Annotated in this window: 18 protein-coding genes, 3 tRNA genes and 1 pseudogene; 8 read left to right on the top strand and 14 right to left on the bottom strand. The window is 62.4% G+C overall.

What is annotated here, in order from left to right; all coding sequences use genetic code 11:
* Position 1 precedes the first annotated feature (1 nt).
* The 3 genes from G7016_RS19400 to G7016_RS19390 all read right to left on the bottom strand — a co-directional run bounded on the left by G7016_RS19400 (position 2) and on the right by G7016_RS19390 (position 323).
* Positions 2–77, bottom strand: a tRNA-Glu gene (locus G7016_RS19400).
* A 92-nt stretch (positions 78–169) separates the two neighbouring features.
* Positions 170–245, bottom strand: a tRNA-Gly gene (locus G7016_RS19395).
* A 2-nt stretch (positions 246–247) separates the two neighbouring features.
* Positions 248–323 (bottom strand) — tRNA-Glu (locus G7016_RS19390).
* Between the two features lie 306 nt (positions 324–629).
* Between G7016_RS19390 and G7016_RS19385 the strand changes: the two genes are divergently transcribed.
* Entirely contained in the window at positions 630–1,397 is a 768-nt protein-coding gene (locus tag G7016_RS19385) for a hypothetical protein (protein ID WP_181117350.1), read from the top strand.
* Between the two features lie 33 nt (positions 1,398–1,430).
* Here G7016_RS19385 and G7016_RS19380 read toward each other — a convergent pair whose 3' ends face one another.
* Positions 1,431–1,913, bottom strand: coding sequence for a GAF domain-containing protein (locus tag G7016_RS19380; protein ID WP_181117349.1), 483 nt, complete (start codon positions 1,911–1,913; stop codon positions 1,431–1,433).
* Positions 1,910–2,800, bottom strand: a complete 891-nt coding sequence (locus G7016_RS19375; RefSeq protein WP_181117348.1) for an ATP-binding protein — start codon at positions 2,798–2,800, stop codon at positions 1,910–1,912. The genes G7016_RS19380 and G7016_RS19375 overlap by 4 nt, the downstream gene beginning before the upstream one ends.
* A 124-nt stretch (positions 2,801–2,924) precedes the next feature.
* On the opposite strand from G7016_RS19375, the gene G7016_RS19370 reads away from it, so the two are divergent.
* Positions 2,925–5,255, top strand: coding sequence for an ATP-binding protein (locus G7016_RS19370; RefSeq protein WP_181117393.1), 2,331 nt, complete (start codon positions 2,925–2,927; stop codon positions 5,253–5,255).
* Here the strand turns inward: G7016_RS19370 and G7016_RS19365 are convergent.
* Positions 5,242–5,733 carry a glutathione peroxidase gene (locus tag G7016_RS19365; RefSeq protein WP_181117347.1) on the bottom strand — a complete coding sequence of 164 codons (492 nt, stop codon included), beginning with the start codon at positions 5,731–5,733 and terminating at the stop codon, positions 5,242–5,244. The two genes, G7016_RS19370 and G7016_RS19365, sit on opposite strands and share 14 nt — an antisense overlap.
* Positions 5,733–6,140, bottom strand: coding sequence for a peptide-methionine (R)-S-oxide reductase MsrB (msrB, locus tag G7016_RS19360; protein ID WP_181117346.1), 408 nt, complete (start codon positions 6,138–6,140; stop codon positions 5,733–5,735). The genes G7016_RS19365 and msrB overlap by 1 nt, the downstream gene beginning before the upstream one ends.
* Positions 6,141–6,296: 156 nt before the next feature.
* On the opposite strand from msrB, the gene G7016_RS19355 reads away from it, so the two are divergent.
* From G7016_RS19355 to G7016_RS19345, 3 genes are all read left to right on the top strand, one after another.
* Positions 6,297–7,508 carry a pyridoxal phosphate-dependent aminotransferase gene (locus tag G7016_RS19355; RefSeq protein WP_181117345.1) on the top strand — a complete coding sequence of 404 codons (1,212 nt, stop codon included), beginning with the start codon at positions 6,297–6,299 and terminating at the stop codon, positions 7,506–7,508.
* A gap of 212 nt (positions 7,509–7,720) precedes the next feature.
* A complete protein-coding gene (gene htpX, locus G7016_RS19350; RefSeq protein WP_181117344.1) occupies positions 7,721–8,608 on the top strand; it encodes a protease HtpX in 888 nt (295 codons plus the stop codon).
* Between the two features lie 155 nt (positions 8,609–8,763).
* Positions 8,764–9,531: a DODA-type extradiol aromatic ring-opening family dioxygenase gene (locus G7016_RS19345; RefSeq protein ID WP_181117343.1), complete on the top strand. Its 768-nt coding sequence runs from the start codon at positions 8,764–8,766 to the stop codon at positions 9,529–9,531.
* Between the two features lie 104 nt (positions 9,532–9,635).
* Here the strand turns inward: G7016_RS19345 and G7016_RS19340 are convergent.
* Positions 9,636–11,331 (bottom strand): annotated as a pseudogene (locus G7016_RS19340) (DEAD/DEAH box helicase).
* Positions 11,332–11,588: 257 nt separating this feature from the next.
* Entirely contained in the window at positions 11,589–12,365 is a 777-nt protein-coding gene (locus tag G7016_RS19335) for a spermidine synthase (protein ID WP_225775012.1), read from the bottom strand.
* Positions 12,366–12,491: 126 nt separating this feature from the next.
* Here G7016_RS19335 and G7016_RS19330 point away from each other — a divergent pair, with 126 nt between their 5' ends.
* On the top strand, positions 12,492–13,838 hold the full coding sequence (locus G7016_RS19330; RefSeq protein ID WP_181117341.1) for a class II 3-deoxy-7-phosphoheptulonate synthase: 1,347 nt from the start codon (positions 12,492–12,494) through the stop codon (positions 13,836–13,838).
* On the opposite strand, the gene G7016_RS19325 is transcribed toward G7016_RS19330, so the two are convergent.
* Positions 13,819–15,045, bottom strand: a complete 1,227-nt coding sequence (locus G7016_RS19325; RefSeq protein ID WP_181117391.1) for a winged helix-turn-helix domain-containing protein — start codon at positions 15,043–15,045, stop codon at positions 13,819–13,821. The genes G7016_RS19330 and G7016_RS19325 overlap by 20 nt on opposite strands.
* 114 nt (positions 15,046–15,159) lie before the next feature.
* Positions 15,160–15,393, bottom strand: coding sequence for a DUF1127 domain-containing protein (locus tag G7016_RS19320; protein ID WP_181117340.1), 234 nt, complete (start codon positions 15,391–15,393; stop codon positions 15,160–15,162).
* Positions 15,394–15,489: 96 nt separating this feature from the next.
* Between G7016_RS19320 and G7016_RS19315 the strand changes: the two genes are divergently transcribed.
* Positions 15,490–16,344, top strand: coding sequence for a LysR substrate-binding domain-containing protein (locus G7016_RS19315; protein WP_181117339.1), 855 nt, complete (start codon positions 15,490–15,492; stop codon positions 16,342–16,344).
* Here G7016_RS19315 and G7016_RS19310 read toward each other — a convergent pair whose 3' ends face one another.
* The gene (locus tag G7016_RS19310; RefSeq protein ID WP_181117338.1) at positions 16,345–17,094 is read right to left on the bottom strand and encodes a sulfite exporter TauE/SafE family protein; all 750 of its coding nucleotides are present in this window, start codon (positions 17,092–17,094) and stop codon (positions 16,345–16,347) included.
* A 180-nt stretch (positions 17,095–17,274) separates the two neighbouring features.
* Between G7016_RS19310 and G7016_RS19305 the strand changes: the two genes are divergently transcribed.
* Positions 17,275–17,745: a MarR family winged helix-turn-helix transcriptional regulator gene (locus G7016_RS19305; protein WP_181117337.1), complete on the top strand. Its 471-nt coding sequence runs from the start codon at positions 17,275–17,277 to the stop codon at positions 17,743–17,745.
* Between the two features lie 70 nt (positions 17,746–17,815).
* Here the strand turns inward: G7016_RS19305 and G7016_RS19300 are convergent, their stop codons facing one another.
* Together G7016_RS19300 and earP are read right to left on the bottom strand one after the other, a co-directional pair.
* Positions 17,816–18,385, bottom strand: a complete 570-nt coding sequence (locus G7016_RS19300; RefSeq protein WP_181117336.1) for an elongation factor P — start codon at positions 18,383–18,385, stop codon at positions 17,816–17,818.
* A 41-nt stretch (positions 18,386–18,426) separates the two neighbouring features.
* On the bottom strand, positions 18,427–19,557 hold the full coding sequence (gene earP, locus G7016_RS19295) for an elongation factor P maturation arginine rhamnosyltransferase EarP (protein ID WP_181117335.1): 1,131 nt from the start codon (positions 19,555–19,557) through the stop codon (positions 18,427–18,429).
* Between the last annotated feature and the right edge of the window lie 34 nt (positions 19,558–19,591).

The raw sequence follows: 19,591 nt of genomic DNA, 5'->3' as shown, positions 1-19,591 counted from the left end.
ATGGCGTCCCCTAGGGGACTCGAACCCCTGTTACCGCCGTGAAAGGGCGGTGTCCTAGGCCACTAGACGAAGGGGACAACTGCCCGAAACAACCTTCGGTCATTTCAGCAACCGCGACCACAAGGGCCTCGGATTTTACTGATACCGCCTGAGCCGTATCAAAGTAAACTGGAGCGGGAAACGAGACTCGAACTCGCGACCCCGACCTTGGCAAGGTCGTGCTCTACCAACTGAGCTATTCCCGCAATGGCGTCCCCTAGGGGACTCGAACCCCTGTTACCGCCGTGAAAGGGCGGTGTCCTAGGCCACTAGACGAAGGGGACACACTACAACATTCACTCCCTGCTGCGGTTGGCTAAGTGCTTTACGCTGCAAGTGGCGCGCATTCTAGGGGCGGTTTTGATACCCGTCAACCCCTCCGGAAAAAATTATTCAAATCAAAGGGTTCGACTCGGTTGCCGGGCCCTTGTTGCTCGTCGTACGGCGCTTTCACCCTCTTGGCGGGGCTATGCCGGGCAATGCGCCACGCGCATAATCGACGCCTCGGCAAAGCTCGTGGGGGGGCAGCCCTGTCACCCCTCCCAGGCAGCCACTACACTCAAGCCATTGCTTTAGACGAGGTTAGCCCCGTGACACACATGATGATCGCCGCGATTGTGATAGCGGGCATTGCGATACTCATTGCCATTGGCTTCCTTAACAACATGGTAGAAGCCAACAAGGCAGAGAAGGTACGCCTGGGCCATGAGTTCAAGGACCGCTTGCGCCGCTGCGCGGAAATCAACGAACGCTTCCCCGGCCAGCTCACCACGCCAGAGCTGAAGATGCTGATGCTCCGGCTCGAACATAACGTGGTCAAGCGGGCACTTGCACTGAACAAGGGCAACCTTGACCTGAAAGAACGGCTTGCCGAGCTTGACCTCGATATGGGCAAGGAAGAACTCGAGATCAAGAACCCCGTGATCTCGATCACCACCGAATCCCAGGCCAAGGATGTGAGCTTCCTGATCGAGGCGTTGCATCATCAAATCCTGCGCGCGGCTCAGGAAGGCATTTTCAAACCGGGCGAATCCCGTCATTGGGCAGGGGTGATCCGCGGGTTGCTGGTGAAGCTGCACCTGGAGTTCTTCAATAACCTGGGGCAGCAAGCCTTTCAGGACGGCGACCCCGGCCATGCCCGCCTGGCCTACGAGCGCGCCGTGCAGTACCTGAAAAAACAGCCCGATCCTTCCCTGTACAGCGAAGAACTGGCCTATGCGCAGAAAATGGTAGCGCGCGCCGATGCACTGGTATTGAACAAGATCCAGGCCCATGACGGTGACGTGAACGAGCTCACCGCCGGGCTGAAGGAAACCGAAGAACAGACCGAGTGGAAGAAAAAGGCCCTCTACGACTGAGAAGGCCATGAGCGGGCTGCCGCCCCCTGAGTATCAGAGGTCGGTAGCCTGCAGGAAAATTTCCGCCAGCCGCTCGATACCCGCTTGATCCTCTACGCTGAAACGCCCCACCGAGGGGCTGTCCAGGTCCAGCACCCCAATCAGCCTGCCCTCCTTCACGAGCGGAACCACCAGCTCGCTGTTCGACGCGCTGTCGCAGGCAATATGGCCAGGGAATGCATGCACATCCTCCACGCGCTGGGTGATACGCGTGGTCGCAGCGGCGCCGCAGACACCTTTGCTGAAGGGTATACGCACGCAGGCGACCTTGCCCTGGAACGGGCCGAGTACGAGCTCCTCGTTACGGTTGAGGTAGAACCCTGCCCAGTTCAGGTCGCCCAACTCGCTGTACAGGAATGCCGACATTTGCGCGGCGTTGGCGATGAAATCCCGTTCCCCGGCCAACAGCGCCTCAAGTTGCGCGCATAACAAGGCATAGCCGTGAAGGCCATCTCCGGTGGATTGCAGATCGATCATTGCTCAGGCTCCAGCATTTGCAGGCCCACCCACTGGCGGGCAAATTGATAGGCGCAACGCCCGTTTCGGTTGCCCCGCGAGGTGGCAAAGCGGACCGCGAGCACGTCGAACGCCGCATCTCGCTGCCAGCTCAGCCCCGCGCGGGCGGCCAATTGATTGACCCAATGCTCTACCACGTTCAGGTAGTGCTCCTGGGTGAAGGGGTAGAACGACAGCCACAGGCCGAAACGGTCGGACAGTGCGATCTTGTCCTCCACGGCTTCGCTGGGATGCAGCTCGCCTTCCACCCGTGTCCAGTTATCGTTGTCGCTCTGTTTTTCCGGCACCAGGTGCCGCCGGTTCGACGTGGCGTACAGCAGCACGTTTTCAGGCGCCTGTTCGAGCGAACCATCAAGCACGCTCTTGAGCACACGATAATCACCTTCGCCGGCTTCGAACGACAGGTCGTCGCAGAACAGTACGAAGCGCTGCGGTGGTTTGCGCAGCTGCTCGACCACGCGCGGCAGGTCTGCCAGGTGATCGCGCTCGATCTCGATCAGCCGCAACCCATGGCCGGCAAACTCCGCCAGCAAGGCCCTCACCAACGAAGACTTGCCGGTGCCGCGCGAGCCCCACAGCAACGCATGGTTGGCTGGCAGCCCTTCAAGCAACTGGCGCGTGTTGCGTTCCAACTGGTTGCGCTGGTTGTCCACCCCTTGCAGGTCGCTCAAGCGGATATCCAGGCTCACCTCTAGGGGCAGCAAATAGCCTTCGCGGCCGTCCCGTTGCCAGCGCGCCGCGAGCGTGTTCGCCCAATCGATGTGCGGCCGTGGGGCCGGCAACAAGGGTTCCAGGCGGGCCAGCACCCCTTCGGCGCGTTCCAGGAACGCAGATAAACGTGAGTCCACAGCTTCACCTCGGCGCTTACAAGCGCTATACAGGATGCAGGATGCGCCCATGTGCCACAGGGCCGGGGACCGACCCATTGACTATGCTGGGGGATGCATCATCAAGGAAAACAGCCCGATGCCCATGAGCATCAAGTTCAACCAGCGACTGTCCTATAAACAGGCCCGGCTTACGGTGTTGCTGGGCCTGATACTGGGCACGCTCTTGAGCGTGGTGCAAATTTCCCTCGATTATGCCAGCAGCCGCGACCTGCTCAAACGCCAGATCGCCTCCTTGCTGGAGGTGAGCCAGAACCCTGCCTCGCGAATCGCCTACAACATCGACCGGGAACTTGCCCTGGAGTTGACCCGCGGGCTGTTGCGATCCGAGTCGATCGTCGGTGCGCGCATCACCGACAACGAAGGCATATTGCTGGCGGCCGTCGAGCGTCCGAAGGCCCAAACCCCCCACCGGTTCATCACCGATGCTTTGTTCGGGCGAAGCCTGGAGATTGATACCACCCTGTTTCTCGAGCACCTGCCCGAAGAAAAGCTGGGCACCCTGAGCGTAGCCATTGACACCGCCGCATTGGGGGGTCGATTCATCGACCGGGCAGAGGTCACGCTCATCAGTGGTTTTTTGCGGACCATGCTGTTCACCGCCATTTTGTTGGTGGTGTTTTATTTCATGCTCACCAAACCACTGGTAACAGTAGTGGGCCACCTGAGCCGCGCCAGCCCAGGGGCGGCGGACCCGCAACACTTGCCCTGCCCCCGCGGCCACGAGCGCGACGAAATTGGCGTACTGGTGAGGGTGGCCAACCAGCAGCTGGATCGCACGGCGGTGGAAATTCGGCAACGGCGGGCGGCCGAGGATCGGCTGACCGCCTACCTGGATGAGCTCGAGAGCATTGTGGCCGCGCGTACCACCGAACTGGAAGCCAGCAACCAGCGCCTCAGCCAATCGAACCGGGAACTGGACGAGGCTCGGCGTACGGCGTTGGAAATGGCCCAGGCCCGCTCGGCATTCCTGGCCAATATGAGCCACGAAATCCGCACCCCGCTCAATGGCCTGCTGGGCATGATCGCGCTTACGCTGGACAGCCCGCTCACGGCGGAACAACGTCAGCAGCTGGCTATCGCCCATGATTCGGGAAAAGTACTGGTAGAGCTGCTTAACGATATTCTCGACTTGTCAAAGTTCGATGCCGGGCAACTGGAGCTGGAGGAACTACCGTTCGACCTGTCGGTGCTGGCCGAAGACACCGCCAACCTGTTCAGCCAGAACGCCGCGCCTGAGGTGGAGCTTACCTGCCTGGTGCAGCCGGGCTTTCCCGCCATGGTGTTGGGCGACCCGATGCGCATTCGCCAGATCATCAGCAACCTGCTCTCGAACGCGCTCAAGTTCACTCGCCACGGGCGGGTCGACGTACGCCTGCAGACGGTGGGCGAGTACATCCGTATCGAGGTTCGAGATACCGGGATCGGTATTGCGCCAGAAGCTCAGCACAAGATTTTCAAGCCGTTCACCCAGGCGGGCGCCGCGATCACTCGGCAGTTCGGCGGCACCGGCCTGGGGCTGGCGCTCACCAGCAACCTTTGTAAGGCCATGCAGGGCCGGCTGAGTATCAGCTCCAGGGCGGGCGTGGGCAGCCGCTTTTACGCCGACCTCCCGCTGACGATACACACCGCCGCCTACCCCGCTCCACAGTTGCGGGGGAAAGTGTGGGCCGTATGTGATGCCGGCACCGGGCTGGCTGAGCTGTTGGATGAATACCTCCCGCGGTGGGGGCTGGAGTATCAGCGCTTCAACAGCCATGAAAGCCTGGAGAACATACAGCCGGACCTGCTGATCACCGACTGCCTGGAATGTCTCTCCAGGCTTCGCCCTGCCGTGGCGGCGCCGTTGCTGCTGGTAACGGCTTATGGGAATTTCCTGCCGATGGAACAGGCTGCGGCCCTTATGCCCATACAACAGCTGGCCCGCCCGCTGGCACGTCAGGGGCTGCTGGAGATCATGCGCAGCCATCTGGACGAGCAACCTCCCGGCTTGCCGGGCCCCGCCACCCCTGAGGGGAGCGCACCGCGTCAGGCGCGGATACTTCTGGTGGAGGACAACCCCGTCAACCAACTGGTGGCCAAGGGAATGTTGAGCAAGCTGGGCTGCGAAGTGGAGGTAGCGATCAATGGCGCCGAAGGGTTGAGCGCGCTGGAGCGACAACCGTTCGACCTGGTGTTGATGGACTGCAACATGCCGGTGATGGACGGCTATGAGGCGAGCCGGCGCATCCGTGAAAGCGGCCGGTGGCCGGGCCTGCCGATCATTGCACTCACCGCCAACGCCATGCCCGAGGAACGGGAACGCTGCAAGGCGGCGGGAATGTCGGACTACCTCTCCAAGCCCTTCCGACGGGAAGAGCTGATCGGCCTGATCGACCACTGGGTCTCGGCGCCGCACGCTCCTACGAACGGCTGAGCAATGCCTGAATATCTGCCTCGAGCTTATCCGGCCGGGTGGCCGGGGCGTAGCGCTTTACCTGCTGGCCGGAGGCGCCCACCAGGAACTTGGTGAAATTCCACTTGATGGCCTTGCTCCCCAGAAGGCCAGGGGCCTGTTGCTTCAGCGCAAGGAACAACGGATGTGCCTGAGGGCCGTTCACGTCAACCTTGCGGAACAACGGAAAGGTCACGCCGAAGTTAAGCTCGCAGAACTGTGAAATCTCCGCTTCGGCGCCCGGCTCCTGGCCGCCGAACTGGTTACAAGGGAACCCCAGCACCATCAGCCCTTGATCCTTGTAGCGCTGCCACAGCTGCTCCAGCCCCTGATATTGCGGAGTGAAGCCACACTTGCTAGCGGTATTGACCACCAGCCAGGCCCGCGCAGGAAGGTCCGCGAGCGTTTTCGTGCCTCCGGCAATCAGTTCGCAAGGAACGTTCAGCAGCGGCGAGCCCATTACACCCGCTCCCCTTCAGTGGTCACCAACTGCAGGCATACGGAGTTGATGCAGTAGCGCAGGCCGGTAGGCGGCGGGCCATCGGGGAACACATGGCCCAGGTGGGCATCGCAGGTGGAGCAACGCACTTCGGTGCGAATCATCCCGTGGGTGGTATCGCGCAGCTCGACCATCGCCTGGTCGCCGATGGGCTCATAGAAGCTGGGCCAGCCGCAGCCTGAGTCGAACTTGGTGCTTGAGTCGAACAGAGGCGCTTCACAGCAGATGCAGTGGTAGATGCCGGCCGTTTTAGTGGCATTGTACTTGCCCGTGAACGGGCGCTCGGTACCGGCCAGGCGGCATACGCGGTATTGCTCTGGGTCGAGCATCTCGCGCCATTCTTCCAGGGTTTTATCAATCTTTTGCATGGCTTTACCTCGGCTACGGAAAATCCGCCGGAGGTGGCTTTTCCGTGATGGGGACGGCACGTATCATTGCGCCTTCAATCGTTGTCAGTCTGTCACCGGCGCTTCGCGCATTCAAACTCATTTCGGCGCCGCCCGGCCACTCTTCGGGATCTCATCATGCAGTTCAGCAAATCGAACAAACTCGCCAATGTCTGCTATGACATCCGTGGGCCGGTGCTCAAGCACGCCAAGCGGCTGGAAGAAGAAGGCCATCGCATCCTGAAGCTGAATATCGGCAACCCGGCGCCGTTCGGCTTCGAAGCGCCTGAGGAAATCCTCCAGGACGTGATCCGCAACCTCCCTACCGCCCAAGGGTACAGCGACTCCAAGGGCCTGTTCAGCGCGCGCAAGGCGGTGATGCAGTACTACCAGCAAAAGCAGGTAGAAGGCGTGGGGATCGAGGACATCTACCTGGGCAATGGTGTGTCCGAGCTGATCGTGATGTCCATGCAGGCCCTGCTGAACAATGGCGATGAGGTGCTGATACCGGCGCCGGATTACCCGCTCTGGACCGCCGCCGTGAGCCTGGCCGGTGGCCACGCCGTGCATTACCTGTGCGACGAACAGGCCAACTGGTGGCCAGACCTGGAAGACATCAAGGCCAAGATCACCCCGAACACCAAGGCCATGGTGATCATCAACCCCAACAACCCCACCGGGGCCGTGTATTCGAAAGAAGTGCTGCTGGGCATGCTGGAACTGGCTCGCCAGCACAACCTGGTGGTGTTCTCGGACGAGATCTACGACAAAATCCTTTACGACGAAGCCGTGCATATCAGCAGCGCTTCGCTGGCCCCGGACCTGCTGTGCCTGACCTTCAATGGCCTGTCCAAATCCTACCGGGTAGCAGGCTTCCGCTCGGGCTGGATGGCCATTTCCGGGCCCAAGCAGCACGCTCAGAGCTACATCGAGGGCCTGGACATCCTTGCGAACATGCGCCTGTGTGCCAACGTGCCCAGCCAGCATGCCATCCAGACCGCACTGGGGGGTTACCAGAGCATCAACGACCTGGTGCTGCCGCCGGGCCGCCTGCTCGAGCAACGCAACCGCACGTGGGAATTGCTCAATGACATCCCAGGCGTGAGCTGCGTGAAGCCCATGGGCGCGCTTTATGCCTTCCCGCGGATCGACCCCAAGGTATGCCCGATCCTCAACGATGAAAAGTTCGTGCTGGACCTGCTGCTGTCAGAGAAATTGCTCGTGGTTCAGGGCACGGCCTTCAACTGGCCATGGCCTGATCACTTCCGTGTGGTCACCCTGCCGAGGGTAGACGATCTCGAACAAGCCATTGGCCGCATCGGCAGCTTCCTGCGCACCTACCGCCAGTGACAGCGCCGGGGGTGGGCGGCCACTCACCCCCGTGCCAGAGCCCGCGCCCTCCCCCCGCTTCGCTGGCCTACCGAGTGTCGAGGAAGTCGACGCAACGTGTAGGAAACTTCTGAAGACACAGTTTGAAATAGTCGTTCTGTTGAATCGCCGGAGGGGGCGCCTTATATAGCCGACTACGCTTCACTTCAATCCGTCAGGAGTAACTCGACACCATGATGCGCATTCTGCTGTTTGTGGCCACCAACCTTGCGGTGGTGCTGATTGCCAGCATCACCCTGAGCCTTTTCGGCTTCAACGGCTTCATGGCGGCAAACGGGGTAGACCTCAACCTCGGCCAGCTGCTGATCTTCTGCGCGGTCTTCGGCTTTGCCGGCTCGCTGTTCTCGCTGTTCATTTCCAAATGGATGGCGCGCACCAGCACTGGCACCCAGGTGATTACCCAACCGCGCACTCGCCACGAACAGTGGCTGTTGCAAACCGTGGAGCAGCTGTCCCGCGAAGCCGGCATCAAAATGCCCGAAGTGGGGATTTTTCCCGCCTACGAGGCCAACGCCTTCGCTACCGGCTGGAACCGCAACGATGCCCTGGTCGCGGTAAGCCAAGGCCTGCTCGAGCGGTTTTCCCCGGACGAAGTGCGCGCGGTACTGGCCCACGAGATCGGCCATGTGGCAAACGGCGACATGGTCACCCTCGCATTGGTACAGGGCGTGGTGAACACCTTCGTGATGTTCTTCGCGCGGATCATCGGCAACTTCGTCGACAAGGTCATCTTCAAGAACGAAGAAGGCCAAGGCATGGCGTACTACATCGCAACCATCTTCGCCGAGCTGGTACTGGGTATCCTGGCCAGCATCATCGTGATGTGGTTCTCGCGGCGCCGGGAGTTCCGCGCCGATGACGCCGGTGCCCGCCTCGCCGGCACCGGTGCGATGATCAATGCGCTGCACCGCCTGCGGGCCGAGCAGGGCGTGGCGGTCACCATGCCAAGCACCCTCACGGCCTTTGGTATCAATGGCGGCCTCAAGCATGGCCTGGCCGGCCTGTTCATGAGCCACCCGCCTCTCGAGGAACGGATCGACGCCTTGCGTCGGCGCGGGTAACCCACCAGAGGGCGACGAAAGTCGCCCTCTTCGTTTGTGCCGCGCACGTCGCGCATGCGCCTATGAATTCGATTGATTCATGCGAAAAAACCCGTTGGATTTCTACCCCTGGGCTCGATGAAGATAGCGCATTACTGATTATCCACGAGGCCGCCATGCTGCCCAGTCTGTTCATCTCCCACGGTTCCCCCATGCTGGCGCTCGAGCCTGGCGCCAGCGGGCCGGCCCTGCGCAAGCTTGCCGCCGCGCTGCCAAGGCCCAAGGCCATAGTGGTGGTATCCGCCCACTGGGAGAGCCCTACCCTGCAGGTAAGCAGCCACCCTGCTCCGCCTACGTGGCACGACTTCGGAGGCTTTCCCCGCCCGCTCTACGAGCTGCAATACCCCGCTGCCGGAGAACCGGAGCTTGCAGCCAAGATAATGGCTCAACTTATCGAGAAAGGGCTGCCTGCCACCCTGGACCCACAACGGCCATTCGACCACGGTGTATGGGTGCCGCTGCGGCTGATGTACCCGGAAGCAGACATCCCCGTGGTGCAGGTTTCACTGCCGAGCGAGTACGGGCCTGCGCTGCAGGTCGCGGTAGGTAAGGCGTTGGCCTCGCTTCGAGAGCAGGGCCTGCTGCTGATCGGTTCGGGCAGCATTACCCATAACCTTCGTGAGTTGGACCGTCAGGCAGAGGACGAAGCCGCTACACCTTGGGCATTGGCGTTCAGGGACTGGATTGCGGGCAAGCTCGGCAGCGGAGAGACAGAAGCATTGCTGGATTACCGCCGCCAGGCACCGCATGCCGTGCGCAACCACCCGAGCGAGGAACACCTGTTACCGCTGTACTTCGCGCTGGGGGCGGGCGAGCGCTTCAGCATCGTGCATCAGGGCTTTACCCTTGGGGCGTTGGGGATGGATGTGTATCGGTTTGATTGAAGCGTCGCCTGCCCCTTCGCGAGCTTCGCCTATCTCCTACGACCGGGCTCTGAAAACAAAAACCCCCGCACTCAGGCGGGGGTTTTTGTTACAGCAGGCGCGGCTCAGTCTTCGCGATAACGGCGCAGTTTCAGCTGCTTGCCGGCAACGCGGGTGTCCTTGAGCTTGGCCAGCAGGCGGTCGAGGCCGTCTTCCGGCAGCTCAACCAGGCTGAAGCTGTCACGCACCTGAATGCGGCCGATGGTTTCGCGCACCAGGCCGCCCTCGTTGAGGATGGCGCCCAGCAGGTTTTTCGCGGCGATACCGTCGCGAGCACCCAGTGCGGTACGGCAGCGAACGCGGCCTTCGCCCAGTGGCATCGGGGCGCGGCGCTCGTGGCGCTCACCGCTACGTTCACCGGTGCGCTCGCGCTGTGCGGCTGCGGTCGGCACCAGCGGCTGGTCACGCTCAACGGTCGCCAGGTCCAGTGCCTGGCCATTGGTGGCCTTGCTCAGGAGTGCGGCGGCCAGGGCGCGCGGGCTGCAACCGATATCCGCGGTAAGGCGGTCGAGCAGGTCGCCATGGCTAGCTTCGGCGTCGGCCACCAGCGGCGCGATGCTGTTGGTCAGCTTCTTGATGCGGGCATCCAGTACCGCCTGGGCGCCTGGCAGGCGCACTTCGGTAACCTTCTGGCCGGTCACACGCTCGATCACCTGCAGCATGCGACGCTCGCGTGGGGTAACCAGCAGCAGCGCGCGGCCTTCGCGACCGGCGCGGCCAGTACGGCCGATACGGTGAACGTAGGACTCGGGGTCGTACGGCATGTCCACGTTGAACACGTGGGTGATGCGCGGTACGTCCAGGCCACGGGCAGCGACGTCGGTGGCGACGACGATGTCCAGACGGCCATCCTTGAGCGAGTCGATCACGCGCTCACGCTGGTTCTGGGCGATGTCACCGTTAAGCGCAGCAGCCTTGTAGCCTTTGGCTTCCAACGCGCTGGCCAGGTCCAGAGTGGCCTGTTTGGTACGAACGAAGGCGATCAGCGCATCGAACTCTTCCACTTCCAGCAGGCGCAGCACGGCGGCTGCCTTCTGATCGGCATGAACCAGCAGGTAAGCCTGCTCGATCGCCGAAACGGTCTGGGTCTTGGTCTGGATCTTGACGTGCTTGGGGTCTTTGAGGTGACGCTCGGCGATGGCCCGGATGGAGGCCGGCAGCGTTGCCGAGAACAGCACGGTCTGGCGGGTTTCCGGCATGGCATCGAAGATCACTTCGAGGTCATCCATGAAGCCCAGCTTGAGCATTTCGTCAGCTTCGTCGAGCACCAGGTGGTTGACGGTGGCCAACACTTTTTCGTCGCGGCGCAGGTGGTCGCACAGGCGGCCAGGGGTCGCTACAACGATTTGAGCGCCGTTGCGAATGGCTTTGAGCTGCGGGCCCATCGGGGCACCGCCATATACTGCTACAACGTTCACGCCAGGCATTTGCTTGGCATAGGTTTCGAACGCTGTAGCCACTTGCAGCGCCAACTCACGGGTTGGCGCCAGGATCAGGGCTTGCGGCTCGCGTTTGCTCGGGTCGATACGGGACAGGATCGGCAGAGCGAACGCGGCGGTTTTGCCGGTACCGGTCTGCGCCTGGCCGATCATGTCATGACCGGCGAGGATGATCGGAATCGATTGCTGCTGGATCGCGGAGGGTTCTTCGTACCCTGTGGCGATAACGGCTGCAACGATGCTTGGATGGAGTTCGAGCGCGGCGAAGCCGCCGGATTCCTGGGTCATGGGTCTGCCTCTAAGTGCATCCGCAAAGACCCATGCTCCAAAGTTGCGCATGCCGTAAGACTTCGAGAGTCACCCTGGCAACTTTGGCGGCGGGGATTTGCGAAAACGATTGATGAATGAATCGTCAGGAGAGCCCGCTAGCGCGGACGTCAGCCGAAGCTGTCTTCGGAGAATGCTACCTAAACGTGGCCCGTTAAAAGGCCGGCGCGCATCATACCTGAAAAGCGCCCTTGCGGGGGAGTTTTTTCTCAGGCAAGACAGCGCTGCCTCGCCTGTGGCCATTGGCTTTGCTCAAGAGGCCGGTCGTAGCGCCTTCAAGAGGCTTTCAAGCGAGTAACCCAGGCGCGGCGCCAGGGTTGCGCAGCGCTGGTGCAGGGCGTCGAAATCCAGTTGCTGGTCCAGGTCGGCAGGTACCAGCAGGATCACGTTCCCTTCCTTTACCGGCAGCTCCCAATAGTGGCGGTGGTACAGGCCCCGCAACAGGGCGGCGCCTAGCGGCTTGCCGTCATCGCTGGCCCACTGGTTGATCACCAGCCAGCCGCCGGGGTTGAGCCGTTGCTGGCATTGCTCGAGAAACCGCCAGGCGAGATGAGCCACGCCCGGGCCCTGATCCGTATAAAGGTCGACGAACACAAGGTCGGCCGACTCGGCGGTAGGCAGCAGTTCGAGGGCATCGCCGATCCGGATGTACAGCCGCGGGTCGTCTGCCAGGCCCATGTACTCCATGGCAAGGCGCGGCACATCCGGGCGCAGCTCGATGCACTCCACATCCTCCAGCGGCAGGTGCGCCAGGCAGGCCTGCGTGAGGTTGCCGGCACCGAGACCAAGGAACAGCGCGGTTTCCGGAGCGTCATGACACAACGCGCCAATCAGCATGGCACGGGTGTAGTCATACTCGAGCCAGGCGGGGTCGGGCATGAACACGCAGCTTTGTTCGATGGCCGCGCCGAACTCCAGGAAGCGGTAGTCACCCACCTCCCACACGCGGACCACGCCGAAGGCGTCCTCCACTTCGGCAAGCAGGCGCTCCTCGGAAGGAGGCGGCGTGGGTTGGATCGGTTCGTCCACGGCGAGGCGTTCTTCAGGCGGAAACCGGCCATTCTCCCTGAGTCCCGGGCAATTCGCCAGCGCAGCGAACCCGGGCACTTGTGGGGTAATATCCAGCCCCCCTGTCCTTCAACCCGCGAGGTCACCATGTCCGCCCCCTGGAGCCCAGACAGCTGGCGCTCACTGCCGATCAAGCAGCAGCCCAGTTACCCTGACGCCGATCACCTGGCCAAGGTGGAACGTACCCTCGCTGGCTTCCCGCCACTGGTGTTCGCTGGCGAGGCGCGTGAATTGCGCCGACAGTTCGCTGAAGTCACCCAGGGCCGCGCGTTCCTGCTGCAAGGCGGCGATTGCGCCGAGAGCTTCGCGGAATTTTCCGCCGCCAAGATCCGCGACACCTTCAAGGTATTGCTGCAAATGGCGATCGTGATGACCTTCGCCGCTGGCTGCCCAGTGGTGAAGGTGGGGCGCATGGCCGGGCAGTTTGCCAAGCCTCGCTCGGGCAACGACGAAACCCAGGGGCTGGTGACGCTACCGGCGTACCGCGGGGACATCGTCAACGGCATCGGCTTCGATGAGCAGAGCCGCACCCCGGACCCTGAGCGGCTGATGCAGGCGTACCACCAGTCCACCGCCAGCCTTAACCTGCTGCGGGCCTTCGCCCAGGGTGGCTTTGCCGACCTGCATCAGGTGCACAAGTGGAACCTGGATTTCATCGCCAACTCCGCGCTGGCAGACAAATACCACCGCCTGGCGGACCGCATCGACGAAACCCTGGGGTTCATGCGCGCCTGCGGCCTGCACGAGTTGCCTCAGTTGCGGGAAACCAGCTTCTTCACCGCCCACGAAGCGCTGCTGCTCAACTACGAGCAAGCCTTCGTGCGCCGCGACAGCCTCACCAACGATTGGTACGACTGCTCGGCCCACATGCTGTGGATCGGCGACCGCACCCGCCAGCTGGACGGCGCCCATGTTGAATTCCTGCGGGGCGTGAACAACCCCATCGGAGTGAAAGTCGGCCCCACCATGGACCCGGACGAACTGGTACGCCTGATCGACGTGCTAAACCCGGACAACGACCCCGGCCGCTTGAACCTGATCGTGCGCATGGGCGCCGGCAAGGTGGGCGATCACTTGCCTCGCCTGCTACGGGCTGTGCAGCGCGAGGGGCGGCAGGTGCTGTGGAGCAGCGACCCGATGCACGGCAACACCATCAAGGCGAGCACAGGTTACAAGACCCGGGATTTCGCGCAAATCCTCGGCGAGGTGAAGGATTTCTTCCAAGTGCACCAGGCCGAAGGTACTTACGCGGGCGGTATCCATATCGAGATGACCGGGCAGAACGTCACCGAATGCATTGGCGGGTCACGGCCGATCACCGAAGACGCTCTGTCCGATCGCTATCACACCCATTGCGACCCCCGCTTGAACGCCGACCAGTCGCTGGAACTGGCCTTCATGATCGCCGAAACGCTCAAAGGGGTTCGTCGCTGAGTTCAAGCGCAGCCAGCAGCGCCAGCCCTTCGGGGCGTGGGCATTGGATATCCAGCGCCGCCAGGCCCAGCCAGGCGGCCAGGGCTTTCAAGGCAGCCGCCAGCGCCTGCATGGCATCATCGCCCAGCGCCGGGCCTTCCTGGTGCAAGGCGTGTACCCGCAAGCATCCATTGGCACGGTCGGCGCGAATGTCCACCCGCGCCACCAGGGCTTCCCGGTGTAAAAACGGCATCACGTAGTAGCCGTATACCCGGCGGGCCGGCGGCGTGTAGAACTCCAGCCGGTAGCGAAAGGCAAACAGCCGCTCGGCGCGGTCGCGCTCCCATATCAGCGAATCGAACGGGGATAACAGCGCGCTGACATCCACCTTGCGAGGTATTCGCGAAACCGGCAGGCACCAGGCCGGCTGCGCCCAGCCTTCCACTTCGCAACGTAACAGGCCGCCCTCTTCCTCCAGCTCCAGCAGCCGGGCCCGAGCATCGTCGGGGCCGAGCCTGAAATAGGCGCGAAGGTCCCGCTCGGTAGCAACACCGAGCGCCCGTGCGGCATGCAACAGCAGCGCGCGCTGGGCATCGGCTTCATCGGGCGTGGGTTGGGCCAGCAGCGCGGCTGGGAATACACGCTCCGGCAAATCGTACAGCCGCTCGAACCCCCGGCGCGATGCGACCGTTACTTCACCTGCCGCAAACAGCCATTCCAGGGCCATTTTCTCTTCGCTCCAGTCCCACCAAGGCCCCGCCCGCTCCTTGCGCGTGGACAGGCTGCCTGCGCCCAGCGCGCCGTTGCGCCGAACGTGGTCCAGTACTTCGGCCACCCGCCGGGGCTGTTCGGCGCCAAACCGCGCCAGCTCCCGGTAAATGCCCTCGCCACGGCGAGCACGTGCCATGCGCCAGCGCAGAAGGGGTTCCAGGCCCAGCGGCAACAGCGAAGCTTCATGCCCCCAATACTCGAACAGCTGCCGGTGCCTGCCCTTGCCCCAGGCAAGGCGATCCAAGGTCTCGCGCGAATATCCGCCCAGGCGTGAATACAGCGGCAGGTAGTGTGAGCGCGCCAGTGCATTGACCGAATCAAGCTGCAAGGCACCCAGGCGCTCAGCCATTGCCAGCAGGTGGCGGGGTTCATGTCGGCCCTGACGTGCACCGAAACCTTGGGCATGAAGTGCCAGCCGACGGGCTTCTGGCTGGCTGAATGATTCACGCGGGGGCATAGGCAATCCGAACATGCAAACTCATACCTTAGCCCAGGAACCCCTCAGCAGCTCAGACCACCGTGTGGGACCCGGCGTAGCCGGGGAATGTTCGCAAGCTGCGCCAACCCGGGCTCAATGCTTGAGCGGGTCATCCCAGAACGGCCGGTCGGCTTCGGACACGATATCGGCGCGGCTCAGCCCCAGGTCATGCAGCGCGTTGTCGCTCAACGACGCCAACTGCCGCCGCTGCTGCGCCAGTTCATGCCAACGACCAAGACGACCGAAAACACCTTTGAGCCAAGCCGTACCCAGCACGAAATGAAACGGAGACGGGTGAGCCCGTACAAAACCTTTTTGACCTTTCATCTTGTCGCCCTCCGTGAGTGATGGGCAAAGTGTCTGCCTAGCGATAAGATCAATCCAACGAATGTTTCTTATCCCTCCCATCTCAGGGTTTGATGAATGGCCACGTACCCCAGTATTGATTCGGATGTACTGCGCACCTTCGTGGCCATTGCCGACCACGGGGGGTTTACCCGCGCGGGTGAGCTGGTCAACCGCACTCAATCCGCTGTGAGCATGCAGATGAAGCGGCTGGAAGAGGATGTGCTGCAGCGACAGCTGTTCGAGCGCGACGGCCGGCAGGTTCGCCTGACCGCCGAAGGGCAGGTGCTATTGGGCTATGCCCGGCGCATTCTCAAGCTGCACAGTGAAGTGTTCAACACGCTCCGCGCACCGCATATGGTCGGCACGGTGCGCATCGGTACGCCGGATGATTACGCCATGCGGTTCTTGCCGGGCATCCTGTCGCGGTTTGCCGAGGCTTACCCGCTGGTGCAAGTGGAAGTGCATTGCGAAAGCTCCAAGGCGCTGATGAACCGCCAGGACCTGGACCTCACCATCGTGACCCGCGAACCGGGCCACGAGATCGGCCAGCTGTTGCGCCAGGAACGCTTCGTGTGGGCCGAGGCGAGCGGTTTCTCACCCCACGAGCGAGACCCGATCCCACTGGCCATGTTCAACACCGACTGTTTCTGCCGGGCCTGGGCCTGCAATGCGCTGGATACGCGCGGCAAGGCTTATCGCATTGCCTACACCAGCCCGAGCCTGGCGGCAATCATGGCCGTGGTCACCGCAGGCCTGGCGGTCACGGCACAGTTGCGCAGCCTGATCCCGGCGGACATGCGCATCCTCGGCCCGGCCGAGCAGCTGCCCGAGCTGCCGCTGGCGAATGTGATGCTGCTGCGCAATGCGAGCACCCAATCGACGGTGACCGAATCCCTGGCCGAGTTCATCGCCGAGGGCTTTCGCCTGTGATCACACCTTCATTGCCAGCATCAACGCACACAACAGCAAGAACCCGCAGAAGGCCGCGCGCAACACACGCTCGGGCAAGGCATAGGCCAGTTTCACACCCCAGCTGATGCTCAACAATCCGCCTACCGCCATCGCCAGGCCCATGGGCCAGTTCACATGGCCGTGCAACGCATAGGTCACCAGGGTAATGCCGGTACTGGGCGCGGCGAGGGCCAGCGATAGCCCTTGGGCCACTACCTGGGAGGCACCGAACACCGCCGTAAGCACCGGGGTGGCGACCACCGCCCCGCCCACCCCGAACAGCCCGCCTGCCAACCCCGCCAGCCCACCGAGCGCTGCCAGCCATGGCCAGCCATGTTTGAGCGCCTGGCTGGGCGGCGTCTGGTGCCCGAACATACGCACCAGATTCGTGAGCACCAGAAACAGCAGAAAACCAATGAAGCCTTTGCGCATCACGGCGCCATCCAGCCTTACCGCCCACAGCGACCCCAGCCAGGCGCACACCAGCCCGGCGATACCCAAGGCCACGGCGTGTCGGTGGTCGATTCGATTGCGTTGGTGATAGCGCCACAGCGCCAGCAGCACATTGGGTACCACCATCACCAGCGCGGTGCCCTGCGCCAGTTGCTGGTCCAGCCCGAACAGCAGCCCCAGCGCCGGAATCGCGATCAGCCCCCCGCCGATGCCGAACAAGCCGCCAAGCGTTCCCAATGCCGCGCCAAAGGCTACATAGCCTACCCAGTCCAACATGCCGAGCCTCCGTAAAAAACGCGCCATCGTACGGGAAATGAACATTTAACGAACTTCTGAATGCGTTCACGGTTCGAAATTTCAGGCTGCTCACGCAGTACCGATAGAGCCGACATGGATTGAATGGCACACTAAATACCAGCGCACCACTTTTATCGTCATTCGACATCAAGGATCAGCATGAAAGCCGAACATTCAACAAAACAGGCGGCCGACTCCGGCGATCACTTGCTGCTGGATAACCAGCTTTGCTTTGCCCTTTATTCAACCTCACTGCTGATGACCAAGGTCTACAAACCCCTGCTCAGCAAGCTGGGGCTTACCTACCCTCAATACCTGGCCATGCTGGTGCTGTGGGAGCGCGACGGCATGACCGTGGGCGAGATCAGTACGCGCCTGCTCACCGACCCCGGCTCCCTTACGCCCCTGCTCAAACGGCTGGAAAGCCTTGGCCTGCTCAGCCGAACCCGCAGCAAGGAAGACGAGCGCGTGGTGATCGTGAACCTGACCGACGCTGGCCGGAACCTGCGTGACGATGCGCTGGAGATACCGGCCTGTGTCTTCGGCGCGGTGGCCATGGACCCACCTGATTTGCGCAAACTGCAGGACCGCCTGCTGGAACTGCGCGGCCGGCTTCAGGATAACGTCTGAGCCCCACCCGGGCGCATCGCGCAGGCACAAAAAACCCGGCGCCTGGCCGGGTTTTTCATCGCAGCGAAGCTTACTTCGCGCGGCCCTTGTAGGAACCGCCTTCGCGCGTATCGATCTCGATCATGTCGCCGATTTCGATGAAGTCGGCTACCGACAGTTCGGTACCGTTTTTCAGCTTGGCAGGCTTCATGACCTTGCCGGACGTATCGCCACGGGCGGAACCTTCGGTGTAGTCGACCTGACGCACGATGGTGGTCGGCAGCTCTACGGATACCAGGCGGCCTTCGAAGAACACGGCTTCGCAGACGTCGGTCATGCCTTCTTCGATGAACGGCAGAACGGCCTCGATATCTTCGGCGTTCAGCTCGTACATGGTGTAGTCGGTGGTGTCCATGAAGGTGTAGCTGTCACCACTGATGAAGGACAGGGTGGCTTCCTTGCGATCCAGGATCACGTCGTCCAGCTTGTCGTCAGCCGAGTACACGGTTTCGGTCTTGTAGCCGGTCAGCAGGTTTTTCAGCTTGGTCTTCATGATCGCGCTGTTACGGCCGGACTTGGTGAATTCGGCCTTCTGCACCAGCCAAGGATCGTTGTCGATCCGCAGGACGGTACCGGGTTTGAGCTCTTTACCAGTTTTCATTACGCAATTCCGAATAGGGGTGGTGACGGTCTAGCCGCGTATCATAGCGAATTTCGGCAAAACTGCACCAGCGCCGTGGCAAGGTCCGGGCGAGCGGCCATTTGCTCGCACCATGCCCGGGCGTGGGCTTGCAGCACGTCACGGTGGGCCTCGAAGTTCACCCAGGCGGTGGCCATGTCCCCGTCCATGTTCCAGGCGCGCCACAGCCCGGACAACGCTTCGGCGGCAGCAGCGGGCAGTGCCTCGGTGTAAAGGTCGAGGAAGGCCTCGAGCTTTTCCCAGTGTGCGTATTCATCCTGCCGGTAGATGTGCCAGAGCATCGGCCGCGCTGCCCACTGGGCCCGTACGAAAGAGTCCTCCCCGCGCACGGCATTGAAGTCGCATGCCCATAACACGTGGTCGTAATCGCGCTGAGAAACGAACGGCAACACCTGGACCGTGAGCGCACCGCGCACGCAGCACTGGCCCGGTTGCAGCCGCTCCCCTGCCCAGGGCTCCAGGCTGGCCAGCACTCGCCCCTCCGGCACTAACAGATGGATGGGCTGGGCGGCCTTCGACAGTTGCGTCAACCAGCCCGGCAGGCCGTCGTTCTCGTAGGCGAACAGCGAGATAAGCCGAGCGCCAGGCGCTGGGGTTACGCCAAGGCTGCGCAGGAACTCGGCCCGTATACCCACGTCATGCTCGAACACCGCCCGGCGCGCGAGCAGGTCCGCCTCGCGCAGCAAGCCGCCGGTGTCCTGGCGAAACCCTGGGAAGAAGAAGAACTTTCTCAACCCGCCGGATTTCATCGAGGGCAGGCCGTGGCACCCACCCACCCACGGCTCGGCGCTCAGGTAATCGAGATTGACCCATAAGGTAGGGCCGGGCCGGGCCGCCAGAGCGGCTTCGTACTCCGCCGGCAGTTTGCAGCCGAATGCTTCTATCACCACCTGCGCGGCAGGGGCGCCCGGCCACGGATCGCGCCATGCACACACTTCCACGCCTTGCACCTGCTGGGCCTGGGCATGGGGATCGGCGCCCGGGCACAGCCGAGCGAACGCGCCGAGGTCGTCGATCCACAGGCGAACCTTCAGGCCGTGCTCGCCCGCCAACTGGCGGGCCAGGCGCCAGGTCACTCCGGCGTCACCGAAGTTGTCCACCACCTTGCAGAAAATATCCCAGCTGTTGTCCATTGTGCTCCTGCCGAGCAAGGCAAACCGCGAATTG

Origin of the sequence: Pseudomonas japonica (assembly GCF_013522925.1) — a bacterium.
Taxonomy (GTDB): Bacteria; Pseudomonadota; Gammaproteobacteria; order Pseudomonadales; family Pseudomonadaceae; genus Aquipseudomonas; species Aquipseudomonas japonica_A.
This window is presented reverse-complemented; position numbering and strand designations above follow the sequence as displayed.